The organism is Anoxybacillus sp. FSL W8-0382 (assembly GCF_038003845.1).
Taxonomy (GTDB): Bacteria; Bacillota; Bacilli; order Bacillales; family Anoxybacillaceae; genus Anoxybacillus; species Anoxybacillus flavithermus_G.
The window spans coordinates 185,339-202,500 of sequence record NZ_JBBOPX010000001.1 but is presented as its reverse complement, the minus strand read 5'-3'; the positions used below and the strand labels follow the sequence as shown (position 1 = coordinate 202,500).

Genomic DNA, 17,162 nt, shown 5'->3' with positions numbered 1-17,162 from the left:
AGCTCGAGCGGTACGCTGTTGCCTTTTCAAAGAAGCTAAATCGATCGTGCTCTACCTACTGAGCTAATGGCTCATCACATTCATGGCTGGGCTAGCTGGATTCGAACCAGCGCATCACGGAGTCAAAGTCCGTTGCCTTACCGCTTGGCTATAGCCCATTGATATAACTTCATGAAATACTTCTACGAATATGCTTCATGAGTTAACACCGCAGGATAATTTCAAGAATTTCTGTCAGGAAATTCGGGAAATTATCCGACATTGATATAATATTTTCAAAACAATGGCGGTCCCGACGGGGATCGAACCCGCGATCTCCTGCGTGACAGGCAGGCATGTTAACCACTACACCACGGGACCACAAAGAGTGGAGGATGACGGGATCGAACCGCCGACCCCTTGCTTGTAAGGCAAGTGCTCTCCCAGCTGAGCTAATCCTCCGAAATAAAATGGAGTGAACAAAATGAGCACTCCAAAAGATGACCCGTACGGGATTCGAACCCGTGTTACCGCCGTGAAAGGGCGGTGTCTTAACCACTTGACCAACGGGCCATGTTTATCATCTTCGTGGCGGAGAAGGCGGGATTTGAACCCGCGCGCCGTAAAAGAACGACCTAACGGTTTAGCAAACCGTCCCCTTCAGCCACTTGGGTACTTCTCCAATGGCTCCGCAGGTAGGATTCGAACCTACGACCGCTCGGTTAACAGCCGAGTGCTCTACCACTGAGCTACTGCGGAATAAAAAGCAAGTGACTCATATGCCTTAAGCATGATTTCAATTAAACTTACTGCCTCTTCCTCTGCTCGTCTAATCAGTGATGATCAATGCGTCGAGGCAACTCGCAGCCTAGTCGACGAAGTATCGCTCGTCACTGAGCTACTGCGGAATAACTCAATCATTAGGACTGCTTATATTATATTTACTCTTTTTTGATCTGTCAACCGCCTTTTTTTATTCCAATTTCTCGCTGAATGACGACGGCCTTTATAATTTAGCATATAAAGATTTGGCTTGTCAACACTCTCTTTTTATTTTTTTCAATTTCCCACGACAAAAGCCACATACATATCGATTTGTATGTATTGCTTTTCTTCGCACATACATGTAGCGACATGATGTACATTCGTAATAATACGTTTTCCCTTTCTTCGGTAATACAATAGGCTTACAAAAACGTGGAGCTTGTACCTTTTGTAATAATTCGCGAAAATCACGATCGCGATGGCGATAGCCTTTTCCTTCAAGATGCAAATGATAGTGACATAATTCGTGCTTAATGACTTGAATGAGTTCTTCTTCTCCGTACTGCTCATAATATTTTCTATTTAGTTCGATATGATGTGTAGAAAGCACATATCGCCCACCAGTCGTGCGTAATCGATCATTAAATACCGCACGATGACGAAATGGTTTATGGAATACATCCAACGATATGCGCTCAACAAGCGCCTGTAATTCACACTCATCCATTTTGCTTCCGTCCTTTCACCATTGGGCTCTTTTACTCATAACATAATAAAAAACAATTTGAAGGTGATCATTATGCCGATGTGGTTAAAAAATCAAATGCGGCGTGCATACTATGAGAAAAATCGCGCACAAATTAAACTTCTTAATCAATGTTGGTTTTTTTATCGGAAAACACACTGCTCATGACAGTGTGTTTTCCAATGTTGGTGGAATCATTGTTAAAGCGATGCGCTCTTTTTGTAAATCGACCGAATCAACCCATACTTTCACAATATCTCCGACAGACACAACATCAAGCGGATGTTTGACATATCGCGTACTTAGTTTCGAAATATGAACAAGTCCATCTTGTTTCACACCAATATCTACAAATACCCCAAAATCGACGACGTTTCGTACGGTGCCTTCTAACTCCATTCCCTTTCTTAAATCCTCCATCTTTAACACATGTTTCTTTAAGATTGGTTTTGGCAAATCATCACGCGGGTCACGCTCCGGGCGATTCAATGCATCGATGATATCTTGAAGTGTCAATGTGCCGATATTCAGTTCTTGTGCTACCTCTTCGATGTTAATTCCTTCAAGCGCCCCTCGCAACTGCTCACTTCCAATCGCCTCTGTTGAAAAGCCAAGGCGATGTAGCAGTTGGTACACTTCCTCATATCGCTCTGGGTGAATTGGTGTGCGATCTAACGGCTCATCCCCATCTAAAATACGTAAAAACCCGATACATTGTTCGTACGTTTTCGCGCCAAGGCGTGGGATATGTTTTAATTGCGTGCGATTCGAGAACTTCCCGTGCTCTTCCCGATATTTCACAATGTTTTCAGCTACCGTCTTTGTTAGGCCCGATACATATTGCAATAACGTTGGAGAAGCAGTATTAACGTTCACACCAACTTGGTTGACTACTGTTTCAACAACAAACTGCAACGATTGCTCAAGCTTTTTTTGCGACACGTCATGTTGATATTGGCCGACCCCAACAGATTTTGGATCTATTTTTACTAATTCAGCAAGTGGATCTTGCACACGACGGGCAATCGAGACAGCGCTTCTCTCCTCCACTTGCAAATGCGGAAACTCTTTACGCGCCAAATCTGATGCAGAATATACACTTGCCCCTGCTTCATTGACGATCAAATAAAACACGTTCCCGTCCCACTCAGAAATTGTATCGGCTACAAACTGCTCTGTCTCTCGCGATGCCGTTCCGTTCCCAATGGCAATTAGCTCCACTTGATACGTATGAAGTAATTGCTTTAATTTTTCTTTTGCTTTTTCAACTTCATTTTTCGGAGGATGCGGGTAAATGACATCGATATGAAGTACTTTTCCCGTTTCATCGACGACAGCTAACTTACATCCTGTTCGATACGCCGGGTCTACTCCCAAAACAACTTTCCCTTTTAATGGTGGTTGTAACAATAAATTACGCAAATTTTCAGCGAAAATGTGAATCGCTCGTTCTTCCGCGCGTTCTGTCAACTCATTTCGCACATCCCGTTCAATTGACGGAGCAATTAAACGTTTATATGCATCTTCAATCGCTTCCACAACAATGGGAGCGGCCGATGCTTGTTCGTTCGTTACGATTTGTTTACGAATGTATGCAGTCATTCGGTCCGTATCTACGTCAATGTCAATGCGTAAAATTCCTTCTTTTTCACCCCGATTCATCGCTAAAATACGATGAGCAGGTGCTTTGGCGATCGGTTCACGGTGGTCGTAATACATTTCAAATACACGCTTTTCGTCTTTTTCCGTTTCTTTCCCAAAAGAAACAATAGTGCCCGTTTCCCACGTTTGTTGACGAATCCATTGCCGAAAGGCTGCATCATCTGACACTTTTTCAGCAATAATATCTTTCGCTCCTTGGATCACTTCTTCGATCGTATGTACTTCTTTTTGCTCATCAATAAACAATTGTGCTCGCTCTGCAATTGACTCATTAGGAAACGTTAATAACCATTCTGCAAAAGGTTCTAGCCCTTTTTCTTTTGCGATTGTCGCTTTCGTTCGTCGTTTTTGTTTATACGGGCGATATAAATCTTCCACCTCTTGCAGTTTCGTTGCTTTTGTAATCGCTTCTTTCAGCTCATCCGTTAACTTTCCTTGTTCATCGATTAAACGAATCACTTCTTCTTTTCGTTTCGCTAAGTTTTGCAAGTAATTCCATTCATCTAAAATGGTGCGAATTTGCACTTCATCGAGCGCACCAGTCATTTCTTTTCGGTAGCGCGCAATAAACGGAATCGTATTCCCTTCCTCATGAAGTTGGATGACGTGTTGTACATGTATAAATGGAATGTTTAATTGCGCAGCTAGTTGCTTTAGTAGCTCCAAACAAAATTCCTCCCCTAAACAAAAATAGCTACACAACGTAGCTATTTTTCCAGCATATTAAAAATCAATAAGACCGAGACTAATTTGCAACGCTTCATCTACTTTATCCATCATCTCATCATCTAGATGGGTAATCTTATCTGTCAGACGTTGTTTATCAATCGTCCGAATTTGTTCAAGTAAAATGACAGAGTCCCGTTCAAATCCGTAGCGCCTTGCGTCGATTTCAACATGTGTAGGCAACTTCGCTTTTTGGATTTGCGCAGTAATGGCAGCAACGATGACGGTTGGACTAAAACGGTTCCCGATGTCATTTTGAATAACAAGCACAGGGCGCACGCCCCCTTGCTCTGATCCAACTACTGGAGAAAGATCGGCAAAATACACGTCACCACGTTTGACAATCAAAAGATTACCCCCCGCTAACTAAGCGTTCAACGGTGTGGTCAGCTTCATATTCCGCAAGAAAAGCTTCCGACGCAAGCGACAAATTAATTTTCGCCATCTCCATATACCCACGTCTCATCGCTTCTCGAATTTGACGTTTTTTCCGCTCACGGATGTACATTTTCATCGCTTGATAAATCAGTTCATTTCGGCTGCCGTTTTCTTGCTTCACAATTCCATCTAATTCGCTCACTAACGCCTGTGGTAACCGAATAACAATTTCTGTTGTTGCGCTGGATTCAGACACAAACACACACCTCCAACTAAACTACAACCACATAGTTGCTCCCAATTTACATCATACCATTTCATCTTCGCGATGCAAAGTCATTTCCAGCATCATTTGTTGAATTTTTGTAGAAATTTTTCGAAAAATACCGTTCTCCTTGCACCTATCTACTATAATACCGCATTTCTCACGAAACTTACGCAAGGAAGCCCCTGCCTTTAGGCACGGGGAGGAATTGCACCTTACGCAAATTCCGCCACCCCCTTTCCATAAGCATATCCGTCAAATCGCTGAATGACTTGGACATATCTATAATTTATTCCTTGTGCGATACGTTTACCGTCCTTGCCTTTAATATCGAAACTTCCAGTCTTTCTACATGCGACTTCGCCAAACCAAACGCCTTGATATTTCCCTCTTGGGATAACAGCCTTAACCATGTCCCCTGTTTGGAAGCCAAAGAAGAACTTTTGTCTTGCAAGATAACCTCTTGGGAAGCCATATCTATCTAGGTTTGTACGAGAGCGACTACCACGCCCTTTTGCCTTGATAAATAACACTTCTTTTGTTTTGAAATATAAGTGATTTGTTGTGCTTTCGCCTACACAACAAGCGTCAAAATAATGTGTTTTCGGCAAGTCTAAACGAATACGATTCATTTTTGTTCGTGCACCTGTTCCACACTCGACATCTAATCCTGTCTGCTTTAACACTTCATACACTTTCCATCTTGTCGAGTTGATAGCACTTGTATCCTTTAATGTTTCTTTGACTTGCTTTTGAATGTGCGGATACCCGAATTCTTCTGCTGTCTTACTTCCTTTGCGCTGATTACAGTCATGACAGGCAAGACATAGGTTATCCACTCGGTCTGTTCCACCTCTCGATTTTGGAATGATATGCTCCACTTCAAGTGGAACATTTTCTTTTCCGCAATAACAACACTTCCGCCCAAACTTTTCAAGCAAATACTCCCGTACTTCATATCCTTGTAGCGTGCCTTGTTGATACTCTACACCATTGATTTCAGGATTTCGCATGAGTTGCGTGTCGAATTTGGCATTTTCGTATGATATATACCCAATGGGGCATAACTTCTTTAGGCGGTTAACCCATGTTTGGATATTTTGCACACGACTCTCTAGTGATGACGGCAACCACCCCTCCTTTCGCTTGCGGTTCAGAAAGCGTGGTTTTCTGTATCTTGTTTTTCGATTTCGTCTTGCTCGACGAAAAGCACGCCTTTTATCTATTCTTTCCTTGATGTCTGTGCGATGGTCAAGTTGCCCTAACCATACCACTTCTTGTCCTCGCAAAATCGCTAATCCTGTATGCCTGCTTCCATAGTCGATTTTTAGCCGATATGTTGCTTTAATTTCTGATTCGTCTACTGATTTTTTCAAGATGATGGTAAATGGAAATCGCCTGTAAATCGCCGCCTTCCCTTGTTTCAACAGCTTTCTTGCAACTGCTTCGTGACAAGGAGCAAGCGGACGTTTGTTTGTGTCTAACACAAAAACCATAGGGTTCTCCCCTTTCCTCTGCATAAAGCAGGTCATATTCTCCTCGACCATGTTATAGATGCTTGTTATGTGCAAGACACTAGCGCTACCCACCACGCTTGTTTAACCTTGCACGACAGAGGAACGGGCTGGAGAAGCACCCGAACGTGTCATGACATCTATAACGTAGGCTCTGTTTCAAGCCTTGGTCTGGTCAACATGGGGCTTACAAGCCCATGACTTTAGTCATTGGGTTGTTGACTTCAATTATACTCTTGTTTTTTAAAAAAATACGGGGAACACGATAACTAATTGTACAAGGAATTTCATAATTAATCGTATTTACATGCGCGGCAACATCATCAACGGAAATACGGTCCCCTTGTTGTTCACCGATGAGCGTCACTTTTGTACCGACAGGAAGCTCATACGGCAAACGAATCATCATTTGGTCCATACAAACCCGTCCAACAATTGGGGCACGTTTTCCATCAATGAGCACAGAAAAATGTTGCATCCGACGTAACCACCCGTCAGCATAACCGATCGGAACTGTGCCGATCCATTCATCTGTCTCTGCTTCATATGTCGCTCCGTAACTTATTTTTTCTCCGCCTTTCACTTTTTTTACATGCGTTAAGCGACTGTGAAGCGAAAACGCTTCTTTTAACGGATAAGGTAACAATGATTTCATTTCTTGCGACGGTGCTAATCCGTACATTGAGATACCGAAACGAACCGCATTGAATATACGATCGGGATAACGTAGTCCTGCTGCACTATTGGCGCAATGAATGAGCGGTGGCTTAATCGACAACCATTCTAGCATGTGTAGAAACGTGTCATATTGAAACGAAAAATAGTCTATATTTTGTTCATCAGCTGTTGCAAAATGTGTGTATACTCCTTCGAGTATGAAACTAGGATGCTGTTCGATTGCGTGTATCATTTGCTGTACTTCTTCTTTTGTTTTCGCTCCTAATCGCCCCATCCCTGTATCTAACTTCATGTGAACGTTCAACGGTTGTTCATACGGGGCATACACGATCGCCTGTTCAAACCAATCCGCTCGAAAAACAGTTAGCGCAATGTTTTGACTAGCGGCTAACGGCGCATATTGAGGGTTTGTTGCCCCAAGTACGAGAATCGGTACGTCTAAAGAAATGCCTTTTTTTCTTAAAGCGAGCGCTTCGTCTAAAAAAGCGACGGCTAAACGTGTTGCACCTGCTTCAAGCGCTGTTTTCGCCACCTGAATATCCCCATGTCCATAAGCGTTCGCCTTCACGACAGCAATGACTTCAACATGAGATCCAACATGCTGTTTCATTGACTGTACGTTATAAAAAATCGCATCTAAATCAATTTCTGCCCATGTATCGCGGTAAAATGCTTGCTCCATCCTTCAAAGCCCCTTTAAAAATATGTTCACGTTTGATTATTTCTTTTGCCCTTGCATCATGTCAACAAAAAATAAAGACTCGCCGCGCGAGTCTTACTTCATAACCTTCCCTTGCACCGAACGGGCAATCGCAACCATTTCTTCTTTCGTTAAATCTTGTGAAGCGAGAATAAAATCGACACCTTTATACGTCCACGTCAACGTGCCGTTTGCCATCGCTCCAACGGCAAACCCTAAATCAACAGGCTCACCTTTAACCGTTGTCGATACGTTCGCTGTCGGTATAGCGTGCGCTTTTTCTTGTACAAGCGTAAACGACTTTTCCCCAGCAAATGTCATCACTATCCGCTTGCCATTTGCCGTTGTAAATTCTTTTTCTTCAGCAAGTTTCACACCATCGAGTTCGTATGTCGGATACATGATCGGCGCTGCTTGTTGGTTTGCTGCTGTCGTCGCTTCTTGTTCATTTTCTAACTTCGCTCTTGTCATATTTTTACTTACATCAAAAGCGTTATCATCAAACGAAGCATTCCATTCAACTTTGGAAAATTCAACTGTTAACATCGGTTGGGAGTCGACATCCATGACCATCACTTTTACCGGTGTTAAATCTTTTTTGTTTAACGTAATCTCTTGCTTCGGTAACATTTTTTTGTTTTCATAATTTGTTTTCGTTTGGAACACGTAATGGTTTTTTGTCGCTTTAAAATCCGCTTTCGTATCAGCTAAAATGTCTTTTACGAGCGATTCATACAAATATACTTGACTTGCGTTTTGCGGCCAGTCGCTTTGAAAACGAAAACTTTTATTTAGTGCAGGCGTTAATACAAATACTCCTTCGTCGTTGCGCAAAATCATTTGATGTTGATCACGCTGGGCGTTTTTCAAGTTCACGCGATAATAATTTGGAGACTTATGCCAAATCTCAATTTCATATACTTGTGGCTCCGTCCCTGTTTGCAGCGTCATTTTTGCTTCGGCTTTGTACCCAGACATCGTTTGTACTTTCTCATCGAGCGCCTTTAATACATCTTGTTGCGACTTTTCTCCGCAAGCGGCCAAACTGCCTACAATAAAAAGAAGCAGGCACCAAAAAAGCCATGTTCGTCTCATGTTTTCAACCCCTTTACCTCATTTGGACTCCCTTCATAAGCCATCATATGAGGTGAAACGGGAGAATATGCAGACTAGCTTGACAAGCGTTCAATGATTACTTGCGCAACTGCATAATGTTCGCTATGTGAAATCGAAACGTGCACACGTTCATCTATGGATGGAGAAATAATATACGGCTTGCCGTTTTCGTCATTGTTTATTTCAATATCGCGAAAAGAAACATGTGTACCAATCCCCGTCCCTAACGCTTTCGCATACGCTTCTTTTGCCGCAAATCGTCCAGCCACAAATTCAATTTTTCGTTTTGACGACAATTCGAAAAAACGCATACGTTCATTCTCTGTTAACACGCGTTCTATAAACTTCGGTTGCCTTTCTAACAAATGAGCTATACGACTTAACTCTACAATATCGATGCCAATCCCAACAATCATCCATACCCCTCCAACAAACAAAAAGAAGCTATCTGTTCAGACAGCTCCTATCGTTTTGTACGTGTTTTCGCTCCGCGTCCACGCGTCTCACTACGACGTTGGCGCGTTTGGACTTGCCGCTTTTTCTCTTTTTTCATAATCGGCATTTCTTCTGTCAACTGCACCGGCGTCATATCCGGCTCTTTCGTTAACATTTTAATGCACGCAGCAACGAGCGAAACAGAGTCGTGCTCCTCTAACAATTCCTCAGCTGCACGTTTATAAAATGATAAGTTGTTATGCTCAATCGTCGTAAGCAGTTTTTCAATCGCTGCCCGCTGTTGACTTTCAAGCGCCTCATCTAGCGTTGGCGGTTTCATCCGCTCCATTTTCCGCTTTGTCGTCTTTTCAATATGATGCAATTGTCCAATTTCACGTGGTGTAACAAACGTAATCGCCATGCCTGTTTTGCCCGCACGTCCTGTTCGGCCGATGCGGTGAACATAGCTTTCTGGGTCTTGTGGAATATCGAAATTATATACATGCGTAACACCAGAAATATCTAAACCGCGCGCTGCTACATCTGTGGCAACTAAAATATCAATTGAACCTTCTTTAAATTTACGCAATACAGATAAACGCTTCGCTTGACTTAAATCTCCGTGAATGCCTTCTGCTGTATAGCCGCGCAAGTTGAGCGCTTCCGCTAGTTCATCGACACGACGTTTCGTTCTTCCGAAAACGATCGCTAACTCAGGAGATTGAATATCTAATAAGCGCGTTAACGTATCAAACTTTTTCTTTTCTTGAATTTCAATGTAATATTGTTCAATGTTTGGAACGGTCATTTCTTTCGCCTTCACGCGAACGAGCTCTGGATTTTGCATAAATCGTTCAGCGATGCGGCGAATCGGCTCTGGCATCGTCGCTGAGAAAAGAAGCGTCTGACGTTCTGTCGGCACGTGGCTTAAAATCGCTTCAATGTCTTCGACAAAGCCCATATTTAACATTTCATCCGCTTCATCTAACACAACCGTATGCACATTTTGTAAACGGAGCGTGCGGCGTTGAATATGGTCAAGCACGCGCCCCGGCGTACCGACAATAATATGCGGGTGTTTTTTTAACGCCCGAATTTGTCGTTCAATATCTTGCCCCCCATAAATCGGCAAAACGCGCACGCGCTTCGTTGAACCAATTTTATATAGCTCTTCCGATACTTGAATCGCTAGTTCTCGTGTCGGTGCAACAACGATTGCTTGCACCGCATCGTTGTTCATATCAATTTTTTCAATAAGCGGGATGCCAAACGCAGCTGTTTTTCCTGTTCCTGTTTGCGCTTGACCAATAACGTCACGATTTTGCAAACTAAGCGGAATTGTCGCCGCTTGAATCGGCGTTGCCTCTTCAAATCCCATTTTACTAACTGCTTTCATCAATTCTGGACTCAATCCAAATTCTTTAAATGTAACCAATTTTTTCATACTCCTTCTTCAAATAACTTACGAAAAAAGGCATTCCCGTATAGACGGAAGTGCCTTGTTGAAATTCATTCCGTAAACAGCTCTCACCCATCATACCATTTTATGCATATGTTTTCAACAAATTGAACGCCTCTTTTTTATTCATTTAACAAATAAATGATTTCCTCTAACTTCATACCACGAGATGCCTTGAGTAAAATGACATCGCCCGCTTCCATAATTGCTTGCACATCTGCGGCTAATTCCGCTTTCTCTTCATACGAACGAACACGTCCTTCGCCAAACCGCTTTTTTGCTTGCTCGGCGATCGCCTTTGCGCGCACTCCGTACGTGAATACGTAATCTATTTTTTGCGGATCAAGCATCCGACCAATTTGTTCGTGAAAAGCGATTTCTTGTTCGCCTAATTCAAGCATATCCCCGACAATTGCTATTTTTTTACGATATCCTGTCAATTGTCCAAGCAGTTCAAGGGCTGCTCGCATTGACGTCGGGCTTGCATTATATGCATCGTTAATCACCGTCACTCCGTCATGACGTTTCACGACTTCTGTACGCATTTTTGTTACCGTTAAGCACGAAAACCCTTCTTTCATATGAGCCACATCGACGGAAGCGAAGCGTGCAACCGCCATCGCGGCTAGCGCGTTCATGACATGGTGGCGACCGAGAAGCGGCATATGAAACGTTTCGTCTGGCCAACCATTTACCGTAAACGTCGTTCCATCCGCTTGAACACGAATGTCTAGCGGATAATAATCGTTTGTCGGTTCCATTCCAAACGTTTGAACATACGAAAGGGAGGATTGTTGCACGCGCGCTTGCAACAACGGCTCATCTCCGTGATAAATCAATAAACCGTCACGTTGTAGTCCTTTCACGATTTCAAACTTCGCCGTTGCAATTCCTTCGCGTGAACCGAGCTCTTGTAAATGCGATTCACCAATGTTTGTAATGACCGCAACATCTGGTTCGGCAAGGGTAGAGAGCAACTCAATTTCCCCAAAACCGCTCATCCCGATTTCAACGACCGCATACTCTGTTTCTTCTTTTAAACGAAGAAGTGTCAGCGGCACACCGATATGATTGTTTAAATTCCCTTCCGTTTTTTGTACACGATACAATGTCCCCAGCAAAGAGGCGATCATATCTTTCGTTGTCGTTTTTCCGTTGCTTCCTGTCACGCCGATGACGCGCGTACGAAGTTGTTTTCGATACGCATGAGCCAACTGTTGCAGCGCAACGAGCGAATCGTCTACAAAAATAAGCGGCACATCTTTCGGAGCGTTCGGCTCATGTTCACTCCATAGCGCAGCCGTTGCCCCTTTGTCAAACGCCTGCCGAACAAACTCATGACCGTTAAATGTAGCTCCTTTTAACGGAACATATAAGTTTCCTCTCTCGATTGTGCGCGTATCTGTCGACACACCATGAATCATAACAGAAGCATATCGCTCATCAATTATACTTCCAGGAATCATCGTTTGAATGTCTGCTAATGAACGTATAATCATATGATCACCTTAAAGTACATACGTAATGTTTTGTTTTTCTTCATATCGCTCAATCGCCAGTTGAATGAGGCGTTCAATTAATTCCTCATACGATACACCTGTATGTTTCCATAAGAGCGGGAACATGCTGAACGGCGTAAAGCCCGGCATCGTATTGACTTCGTTAATATACGCCCCTCCAGCTGCTGTCAAGAAAAAGTCAGCGCGAACTAATCCGGCTAAATTGAGCGTTTTAAAGGCAGTAAGCGCCATTCGTTTAATCGTTTCATATTCTTTATTCGTAATGTTTGCTGGGATGACTAACTCTGTATTTCCATCGACATATTTTGCTTCGTAATCATAAAACTCTTTTTTCGGCACAATTTCCCCAACGACAGAACAAATCGGCTCATCGTTTCCGATCACTCCAATTTCCACTTCACGACCGACAATCGCCTCTTCCACAATGACTTTTCGATCGTAACGAAACGCCTCTTGAAACGCTGTTTGTAATTGCTCACGGTTTTTACATTTACTTATTCCTACGCTCGAACCAGCATTGGCTGGCTTGACAAAACACGGATAGCCAAGCTCACGTTCTACCGTTTCATATACGGTTTCTTTATGTTTTTCCCATTCTTTTTTTAAGAAAAAGACGTAACGGGCTTGGTTTAATCCTGCTTGAGCAAACAATTGCTTCATAACGACTTTATCCATGCCAACCGCTGATGCTAACACACCGTTTCCAACATACGGTACGTTTAATAATTCTAACATCCCTTGTACCGTTCCATCTTCTCCGTTCGGTCCGTGTAAAAGAGGGAAAATAACATCAATGCCATTCGCAATCGAAGCGAGCGCTGGTAAACCGTGTTGAAACGCTAGTTGTTTGACATCTTGCACTTCCCCTTCAATCGCCTCGCCGCGCAACCATTCTCCGTCTATCGTAATGTAAATCGGAACAACCGTAAATTTTTCTTTATTTACCGCATTAATAACAGAGCGTGCGGTTTGCAACGATACTTTATGCTCAGGAGATTTGCCGCCGTATAATACACCTAATGTGATTTTCATGTTTGTTCCTCCTCAACTGTTCATTCACTTCATTTATTGTAGCACAACTACTTTTTTATTTATATGGTGAAGCAAGCCTAGATGGTGACGATGCATATTATTTCCCTGCTTGGAAACGATGAAAATACAATTGGACAAAAAGTGTGTGGTTATGAATACAGTGCAAATGTTATTCGTTTTAATGTTATCCATCGGCCTAATGAACCATGTGATTATCATTCCTGTTTTGCTTGAAATCGCCGGGCGGAATGCATGGATATCAACCGTCATCGGACTTATATTGCTCGTCATGTTTCTCCCTCTCGTTTATTTTCCGATAAAACAATCGCAACAGACGCACATCTTTCAATGGCTAAAAGAAAATACCGGAGCTCCAATTGCTTATTTTATCGCTTCTGTCACATGTATATATTTACTCATCGTTAGCATTGTGACATTAAAAGATACGACTATTATGATTAGCTTATTTGAAATTTTTAAAGAGGCAGGGATGCGGCTTCCGATTGCGATCGGACAAACGTTATCGGTCGTTGGGGGCTTAATTATCGGGCAAGCAGCAATAAACGCAGGTTTATCAGGACCAGGTACGCTTGTCGTCATGGCGACATCAGTTATTGCGACATTTACACTCGCTAATCAATCGCTTGCTGGAACGGTGTCGATTTTACGTTTTATCGTTCTTGCTGCTTCATCTATGCTCGGGCTTTTCGGATTTGTCGCATCCATGTTTTTTGTTCTTATTTATGTCGCAAATTTAACATCGTTTGTTTAGCACCACTTTCCCCAATAACAGGAGATATATAGAAAGTAGTGATTACAGGCGTATGGAAAAAATTTAAACGTCGTCCAAGCATGTTAAAAACAAACGATAATACACCCGGTGACGAATCATGACTCGGTTATTTCTTTACTTTTTTGTTGTTTATGTTTAGCCGGCTGTTGGGGAATGAAAGAAATTGACCATCCCGCTTACATTCATGCGATCGGTGTGGACTATGAAGACGGACAAGTCGTCGTTTATGCTCAACTTATTAGCTTTTCATGGCTTGCAAAAGTCGAAGCGGAGGGGCGGAAGAGAAAAATCAACCGTTACGATCGGAAAAGCAACGGGAGAGACGTTTAACGTGGCGACGGATCGGTTATATCAAGCGGTTCAACAAGGGGTATCGTGGGGGCATATTAAAGGAATCGTCTTTACAGAACGAGCGTTCAACCGAGGGCTCGTACGCGAGGTCATTGATGTACTTGATCGTTACAACGAAATTCGCCATACGGTTTGGACCTTTGCAACAAAGGAACCGATTGAACAATTGTTTGAGACAACACCGTTTTTAGATTATTCGCCATATTTCTCATTACTTGCCAATCCGAAAGACATTGACGAACAAAGTTCATTTATTCAACCGAAGCCACTACCGTCGCATAAATGATGTCTGAATTTTCAGTTTTATTTTTTCTGGACTTTAGAGAAAAAACGAAAACACCTAAGCGAGGGTAGTATACATCCATTTTTTTACTATAACCTATGACTTGTGCAACAACGACTGGCAAACCTTTATGGGACGCTGTTTCCTTCGATTTTTCGTAACCAAATGTGAGCGGATTTCCACAAAGAAGCCTTCAAATAGCGACTAATTTGTAAGTAACTGCGTTCGCTATTCGTGTTCAACTGAGCTAAAACATTCAGACAGTACACTATCATGGCTACGTACACTTGATTATGTACAGCTTGTTCACTGTGACCAAAAAACTTTTTAATGTTCAGATGTTGTTTCATCCATTTGAAAAAAAGTTCGATTGCCCAACGTGATTGGTAGATTTCTGCAATTTCATCTGCGTCAATGTCAAACCGATTTGTCAGTAAATGAAGCTCATTTCCTTTTGTATCTTGCAATTTGAGTAAGCGAAACACGTTTTCAGAACGATTTTGTGGTGTTCCAATGACAACCATTTCATCAGAGAATACGGGTGAATCTTCTGGTAACGAAAAGGATTCTAACACTCGGACAACAGCGTTTTTACGCAAACGGGTCACAAAGAAATAGCCATCTTCCGTCATTTGATCAAAGCGCCTATAATCCAAGTAACCACGATCAAACACGTACATGCATTCTTTGTCATCCACGAATACTTCTAGTTGACCACGATCATGTTCGTTGGCATTCGTGAGTACGGCTTTATCTGGATAGGAGAGTCCTTTTTCCATAAAAACAAGTCGTAAGTGAAGCTTTACTCCTGATTTTGTCTTTCGAAACTCTGCCCACTTATGATTGGTCAAATTAAGCGGTAATGTACTCGAATCAATGATTTTCAAAGGCGTTGTCACTTTTCTTCTTGTTTGGAAATTGGTTTTCCGATGAATTTGTGCCACTAAATCGAGAAAAATCGTTTGAAAGAACTCAGTTGGGATGGTATTGATTCGTCTCCCTAACTGTGAAAAACTAATCGATTCCAATCCCGTTGCTCGTTGTAATTCTTCTAAAAAGACAGCGTCACTCAACGCCCGTAAACTCTCGGTTTCATGGAGTTGGGCATACAAAAGCAGTTTCATAAATGAAGCCATATAAAGTTTCTTGGTATAGTGATTTAATTGATGTGTTTTCACTAGGTCGTCAAATAATGGACGATTAATCGGTGAAAACCATTGTTCAAATGATGTTTTTCGTGTAAACTTATCCATGGTTTTGTCCTTTGTATTGGATTTGGATGGTTTACTACCACCCAACCATTATAAAGGATTTTTTTGTGTTTGGATTATATTTCAGAAAATTCTGTTTATTTAAAGGTGTTAAATTATTTTAATGCGACACTAGTGAACCGAAGCGCATAAATGAATTTATCGCTGCATCTGATGAAAAAGCGGCTGTCCTTCCGCTCCCCTCTCTTGCGGTTGAGGAAAAAAGTTGGACGGAAAATAAAAAACTGTAGATGAGCAATTTTCATAACAATAATTACCATGTAAAAAGAAACAAACAGGGTAACCCTTATGCCACATGGAGCTGTTTTTTCACGGTATCAATGGGAATATTTTGTTTCGCTGCACAGTAAATGAACTCCACGAGGCTATGTCCTTTTCTCTTGCGCAAGAGATCGAGCCCATCAGAAAAATCGCTGTTCGACTCGAATAGGCTGTACACGTAAGCAAGCTGCACCAAGATCCAGTAGCGTTTCACCGCTCGAACCTGACGAACACGGTACCCATCGAGCTTCAGCTGGTCTTTCGCTTGTCGAAAAAAGCATTCGATCGACCAGCGTTGGGCATAGTGGCGCAAGATGTCTTCATCGCTTAGCTCCCGGTCGGTGCTCAAGACGCAGTGAAGATGTTCCGATGTCATCGGCTGATTGGCTTTCCAAGCGAGCAGCACCACCGCATGGTCGAGACCGTTGAGCGCTCCTTCGTAACGATAGACGCGATAATGCTCTTCTCCCACCGTGACGAGGTGAGTGTCATTCGGTTCGATGGAGCGGGCCAACTGCTTCGCTTGGACGGCAACGCCGTTCGGATAGAGAATCCGGTTCGTCTTGAGCATCGCGATGACGTGGAATCCTTTTTTCAGACAAGCTTCCACGAGCGCTTTCGATGGATACCACGAATCCATCAGCACATAAACGGGACGGCGTACATCCAACGAAGAAAGCATCTCGATTGCGAGTTCCCCTTTGCTTTTTCCCGCCGTCTTGTCGTAGAGGCGGAAGGCAAAGGGAAACGCCTGGGTTGCAGTATGAACCATGAACCAAACAAGAGAATGGCCCCAAATCGATTTTTTCTCTGAGTGAGAGTAGTGCCAATCACATCCCTGAATCGCGTGTGTTGCCCGTGACGAAGGCTTGGTTTTTTGGCAAATCGTATCATCGATCGAAACAAACAAGGGTTGATTCTCCTGTTTGGCGATGCGTTCGACACGACGAAGGATCCACTGCTGGAGTTTATGAAGCAGCGCCTCTTCCTCCCATGGGCTTTTCGTGAAAAAATGGCTGAGTGTCGTGCGGTGGTTCGGATGAAAGCTCCCATGATGAAGATCGGTCAATGTTCCCGAAAATCCCTTCGTGATCATCGCATCCACGATATGAACGAGATGCTTCATAACGGGTTTTGAAAAATAAAGGGCCAACCCCAACATCGTGAAAAACTTGTGAATTCCTTGATGATGTGCTAATCTATTCATGAGACATGAACCTCCTTGTGAA

General features: G+C 42.8%; 15 protein-coding genes, 6 tRNA genes and 2 pseudogenes. 4 read left to right on the top strand and 19 right to left on the bottom strand.

Translation table 11 applies throughout. The features are described 5' to 3' along the window. Positions 1-83: 83 nt before the first annotated feature. The 7 genes from NSS60_RS01170 to NSS60_RS01140 form a co-directional block, all read right to left on the bottom strand. Positions 84-158 (bottom strand) — tRNA-Gln (locus NSS60_RS01170). 126 nt (positions 159-284) lie between these two features. Next, positions 285-360, bottom strand: a tRNA-Asp gene (locus NSS60_RS01165). Between the two features lie 8 nt (positions 361-368). After that, positions 369-441, bottom strand: a tRNA-Val gene (locus tag NSS60_RS01160). A 39-nt stretch (positions 442-480) separates the two neighbouring features. Beyond that, positions 481-552, bottom strand: a tRNA-Glu gene (locus NSS60_RS01155). A gap of 16 nt (positions 553-568) precedes the next feature. Continuing rightward, positions 569-661: transfer RNA gene (locus tag NSS60_RS01150), tRNA-Ser, on the bottom strand. Positions 662-663: 2 nt separating this feature from the next. Then, a tRNA-Asn gene (locus tag NSS60_RS01145) sits at positions 664-738 on the bottom strand. Between the two features lie 277 nt (positions 739-1,015). Beyond that, the gene (locus tag NSS60_RS01140) at positions 1,016-1,471 is read right to left on the bottom strand and encodes a SprT family protein (protein WP_004888746.1); all 456 of its coding nucleotides are present in this window, start codon (positions 1,469-1,471) and stop codon (positions 1,016-1,018) included. A gap of 72 nt (positions 1,472-1,543) precedes the next feature. On the opposite strand from NSS60_RS01140, the gene cmpA reads away from it, so the two are divergent. Next, positions 1,544-1,657 carry a cortex morphogenetic protein CmpA gene (gene cmpA, locus NSS60_RS01135; RefSeq protein ID WP_012573928.1) on the top strand — a complete coding sequence of 38 codons (114 nt, stop codon included), beginning with the start codon at positions 1,544-1,546 and terminating at the stop codon, positions 1,655-1,657. Here the strand turns inward: cmpA and NSS60_RS01130 are convergent. The 10 genes and pseudogenes from NSS60_RS01130 to NSS60_RS01085 form a co-directional block, all read right to left on the bottom strand. Continuing rightward, entirely contained in the window at positions 1,652-3,817 is a 2,166-nt protein-coding gene (locus tag NSS60_RS01130; protein WP_035018396.1) for a Tex family protein, read from the bottom strand. The genes cmpA and NSS60_RS01130 overlap by 6 nt on opposite strands. 57 nt (positions 3,818-3,874) lie before the next feature. Then, positions 3,875-4,225 carry a type II toxin-antitoxin system endoribonuclease NdoA gene (gene ndoA / locus NSS60_RS01125; protein ID WP_004888744.1) on the bottom strand — a complete coding sequence of 117 codons (351 nt, stop codon included), beginning with the start codon at positions 4,223-4,225 and terminating at the stop codon, positions 3,875-3,877. A gap of 4 nt (positions 4,226-4,229) precedes the next feature. Then, positions 4,230-4,511 (bottom strand): CopG family ribbon-helix-helix protein, encoded by a 282-nt coding sequence (locus NSS60_RS01120; RefSeq protein ID WP_003398486.1) that lies wholly within the window; start codon positions 4,509-4,511, stop codon positions 4,230-4,232. Between the two features lie 224 nt (positions 4,512-4,735). After that, positions 4,736-6,016 carry an RNA-guided endonuclease IscB gene (iscB, locus tag NSS60_RS01115; protein WP_340720589.1) on the bottom strand — a complete coding sequence of 427 codons (1,281 nt, stop codon included), beginning with the start codon at positions 6,014-6,016 and terminating at the stop codon, positions 4,736-4,738. Positions 6,017-6,221: 205 nt separating this feature from the next. Then, the gene (alr, locus tag NSS60_RS01110) at positions 6,222-7,394 is read right to left on the bottom strand and encodes an alanine racemase (RefSeq protein WP_088223580.1); all 1,173 of its coding nucleotides are present in this window, start codon (positions 7,392-7,394) and stop codon (positions 6,222-6,224) included. Positions 7,395-7,487: 93 nt separating this feature from the next. Beyond that, positions 7,488-8,507 (bottom strand): LolA family protein, encoded by a 1,020-nt coding sequence (locus NSS60_RS01105; protein ID WP_004888741.1) that lies wholly within the window; start codon positions 8,505-8,507, stop codon positions 7,488-7,490. A gap of 74 nt (positions 8,508-8,581) precedes the next feature. Next, entirely contained in the window at positions 8,582-8,944 is a 363-nt protein-coding gene (gene acpS, locus NSS60_RS01100; protein WP_004888740.1) for a holo-ACP synthase, read from the bottom strand. A 65-nt stretch (positions 8,945-9,009) separates the two neighbouring features. Beyond that, positions 9,010-10,407: pseudogene (locus tag NSS60_RS01095) on the bottom strand (DEAD/DEAH box helicase); the annotation flags it as partial. A gap of 137 nt (positions 10,408-10,544) precedes the next feature. Beyond that, positions 10,545-11,921, bottom strand: a complete 1,377-nt coding sequence (locus NSS60_RS01090; RefSeq protein WP_004888738.1) for a UDP-N-acetylmuramoyl-tripeptide--D-alanyl-D-alanine ligase — start codon at positions 11,919-11,921, stop codon at positions 10,545-10,547. A gap of 9 nt (positions 11,922-11,930) precedes the next feature. Further along, positions 11,931-12,974: a D-alanine--D-alanine ligase gene (locus tag NSS60_RS01085; protein WP_004888737.1), complete on the bottom strand. Its 1,044-nt coding sequence runs from the start codon at positions 12,972-12,974 to the stop codon at positions 11,931-11,933. A 451-nt stretch (positions 12,975-13,425) separates the two neighbouring features. Here NSS60_RS01085 and NSS60_RS01080 point away from each other — a divergent pair. The 3 genes and pseudogenes from NSS60_RS01080 to NSS60_RS01075 form a co-directional block, all read left to right on the top strand. After that, positions 13,426-13,868 (top strand): annotated as a pseudogene (locus tag NSS60_RS01080) (spore germination protein); the annotation flags it as partial. Then, the gene (locus NSS60_RS14925) at positions 13,855-14,097 is read left to right on the top strand and encodes a hypothetical protein (protein ID WP_004888735.1); all 243 of its coding nucleotides are present in this window, start codon (positions 13,855-13,857) and stop codon (positions 14,095-14,097) included. The pseudogene NSS60_RS01080 and the gene NSS60_RS14925, both read left to right, overlap by 14 nt. Next, entirely contained in the window at positions 14,021-14,404 is a 384-nt protein-coding gene (locus NSS60_RS01075) for a Ger(x)C family spore germination protein (RefSeq protein ID WP_445290606.1), read from the top strand. The genes NSS60_RS14925 and NSS60_RS01075 overlap by 77 nt, the downstream gene beginning before the upstream one ends. Positions 14,405-14,529: 125 nt before the next feature. Here the strand turns inward: NSS60_RS01075 and NSS60_RS01070 are convergent, their stop codons facing one another. Together NSS60_RS01070 and NSS60_RS01065 are read right to left on the bottom strand one after the other, a co-directional pair. Further along, positions 14,530-15,654: an IS4 family transposase gene (locus NSS60_RS01070; RefSeq protein WP_064214406.1), complete on the bottom strand. Its 1,125-nt coding sequence runs from the start codon at positions 15,652-15,654 to the stop codon at positions 14,530-14,532. Positions 15,655-15,958: 304 nt separating this feature from the next. After that, the gene (locus NSS60_RS01065; RefSeq protein ID WP_088223322.1) at positions 15,959-17,140 is read right to left on the bottom strand and encodes an IS701-like element ISBsm1 family transposase; all 1,182 of its coding nucleotides are present in this window, start codon (positions 17,138-17,140) and stop codon (positions 15,959-15,961) included. Positions 17,141-17,162 lie beyond the last annotated feature (22 nt).

Bases quoted from the DNA above. Each gene is read 5' to 3' on its own strand.
- NSS60_RS01065 (WP_088223322.1), bottom strand. From the start codon at position 17,140: ATGAATAGATTAGCACATCATCAAGGAATTCACAAGTTTTTCACGATG.
- NSS60_RS01070 (WP_064214406.1), bottom strand. From the start codon at position 15,654: ATGGATAAGTTTACACGAAAAACATCATTTGAACAATGGTTTTCACCG.
- NSS60_RS01140 (WP_004888746.1), bottom strand. From the start codon at position 1,471: ATGGATGAGTGTGAATTACAGGCGCTTGTTGAGCGCATATCGTTGGAT.
- iscB (WP_340720589.1), bottom strand. From the start codon at position 6,016: ATGGTTTTTGTGTTAGACACAAACAAACGTCCGCTTGCTCCTTGTCAC.
- NSS60_RS01090 (WP_004888738.1), bottom strand. From the start codon at position 11,921: ATGATTATACGTTCATTAGCAGACATTCAAACGATGATTCCTGGAAGT.
- acpS (WP_004888740.1), bottom strand. From the start codon at position 8,944: ATGATTGTTGGGATTGGCATCGATATTGTAGAGTTAAGTCGTATAGCT.
- alr (WP_088223580.1), bottom strand. From the start codon at position 7,394: ATGGAGCAAGCATTTTACCGCGATACATGGGCAGAAATTGATTTAGAT.
- NSS60_RS01105 (WP_004888741.1), bottom strand. From the start codon at position 8,507: ATGAGACGAACATGGCTTTTTTGGTGCCTGCTTCTTTTTATTGTAGGC.
- cmpA (WP_012573928.1), top strand. From the start codon at position 1,544: ATGCCGATGTGGTTAAAAAATCAAATGCGGCGTGCATACTATGAGAAA.
- NSS60_RS01085 (WP_004888737.1), bottom strand. From the start codon at position 12,974: ATGAAAATCACATTAGGTGTATTATACGGCGGCAAATCTCCTGAGCAT.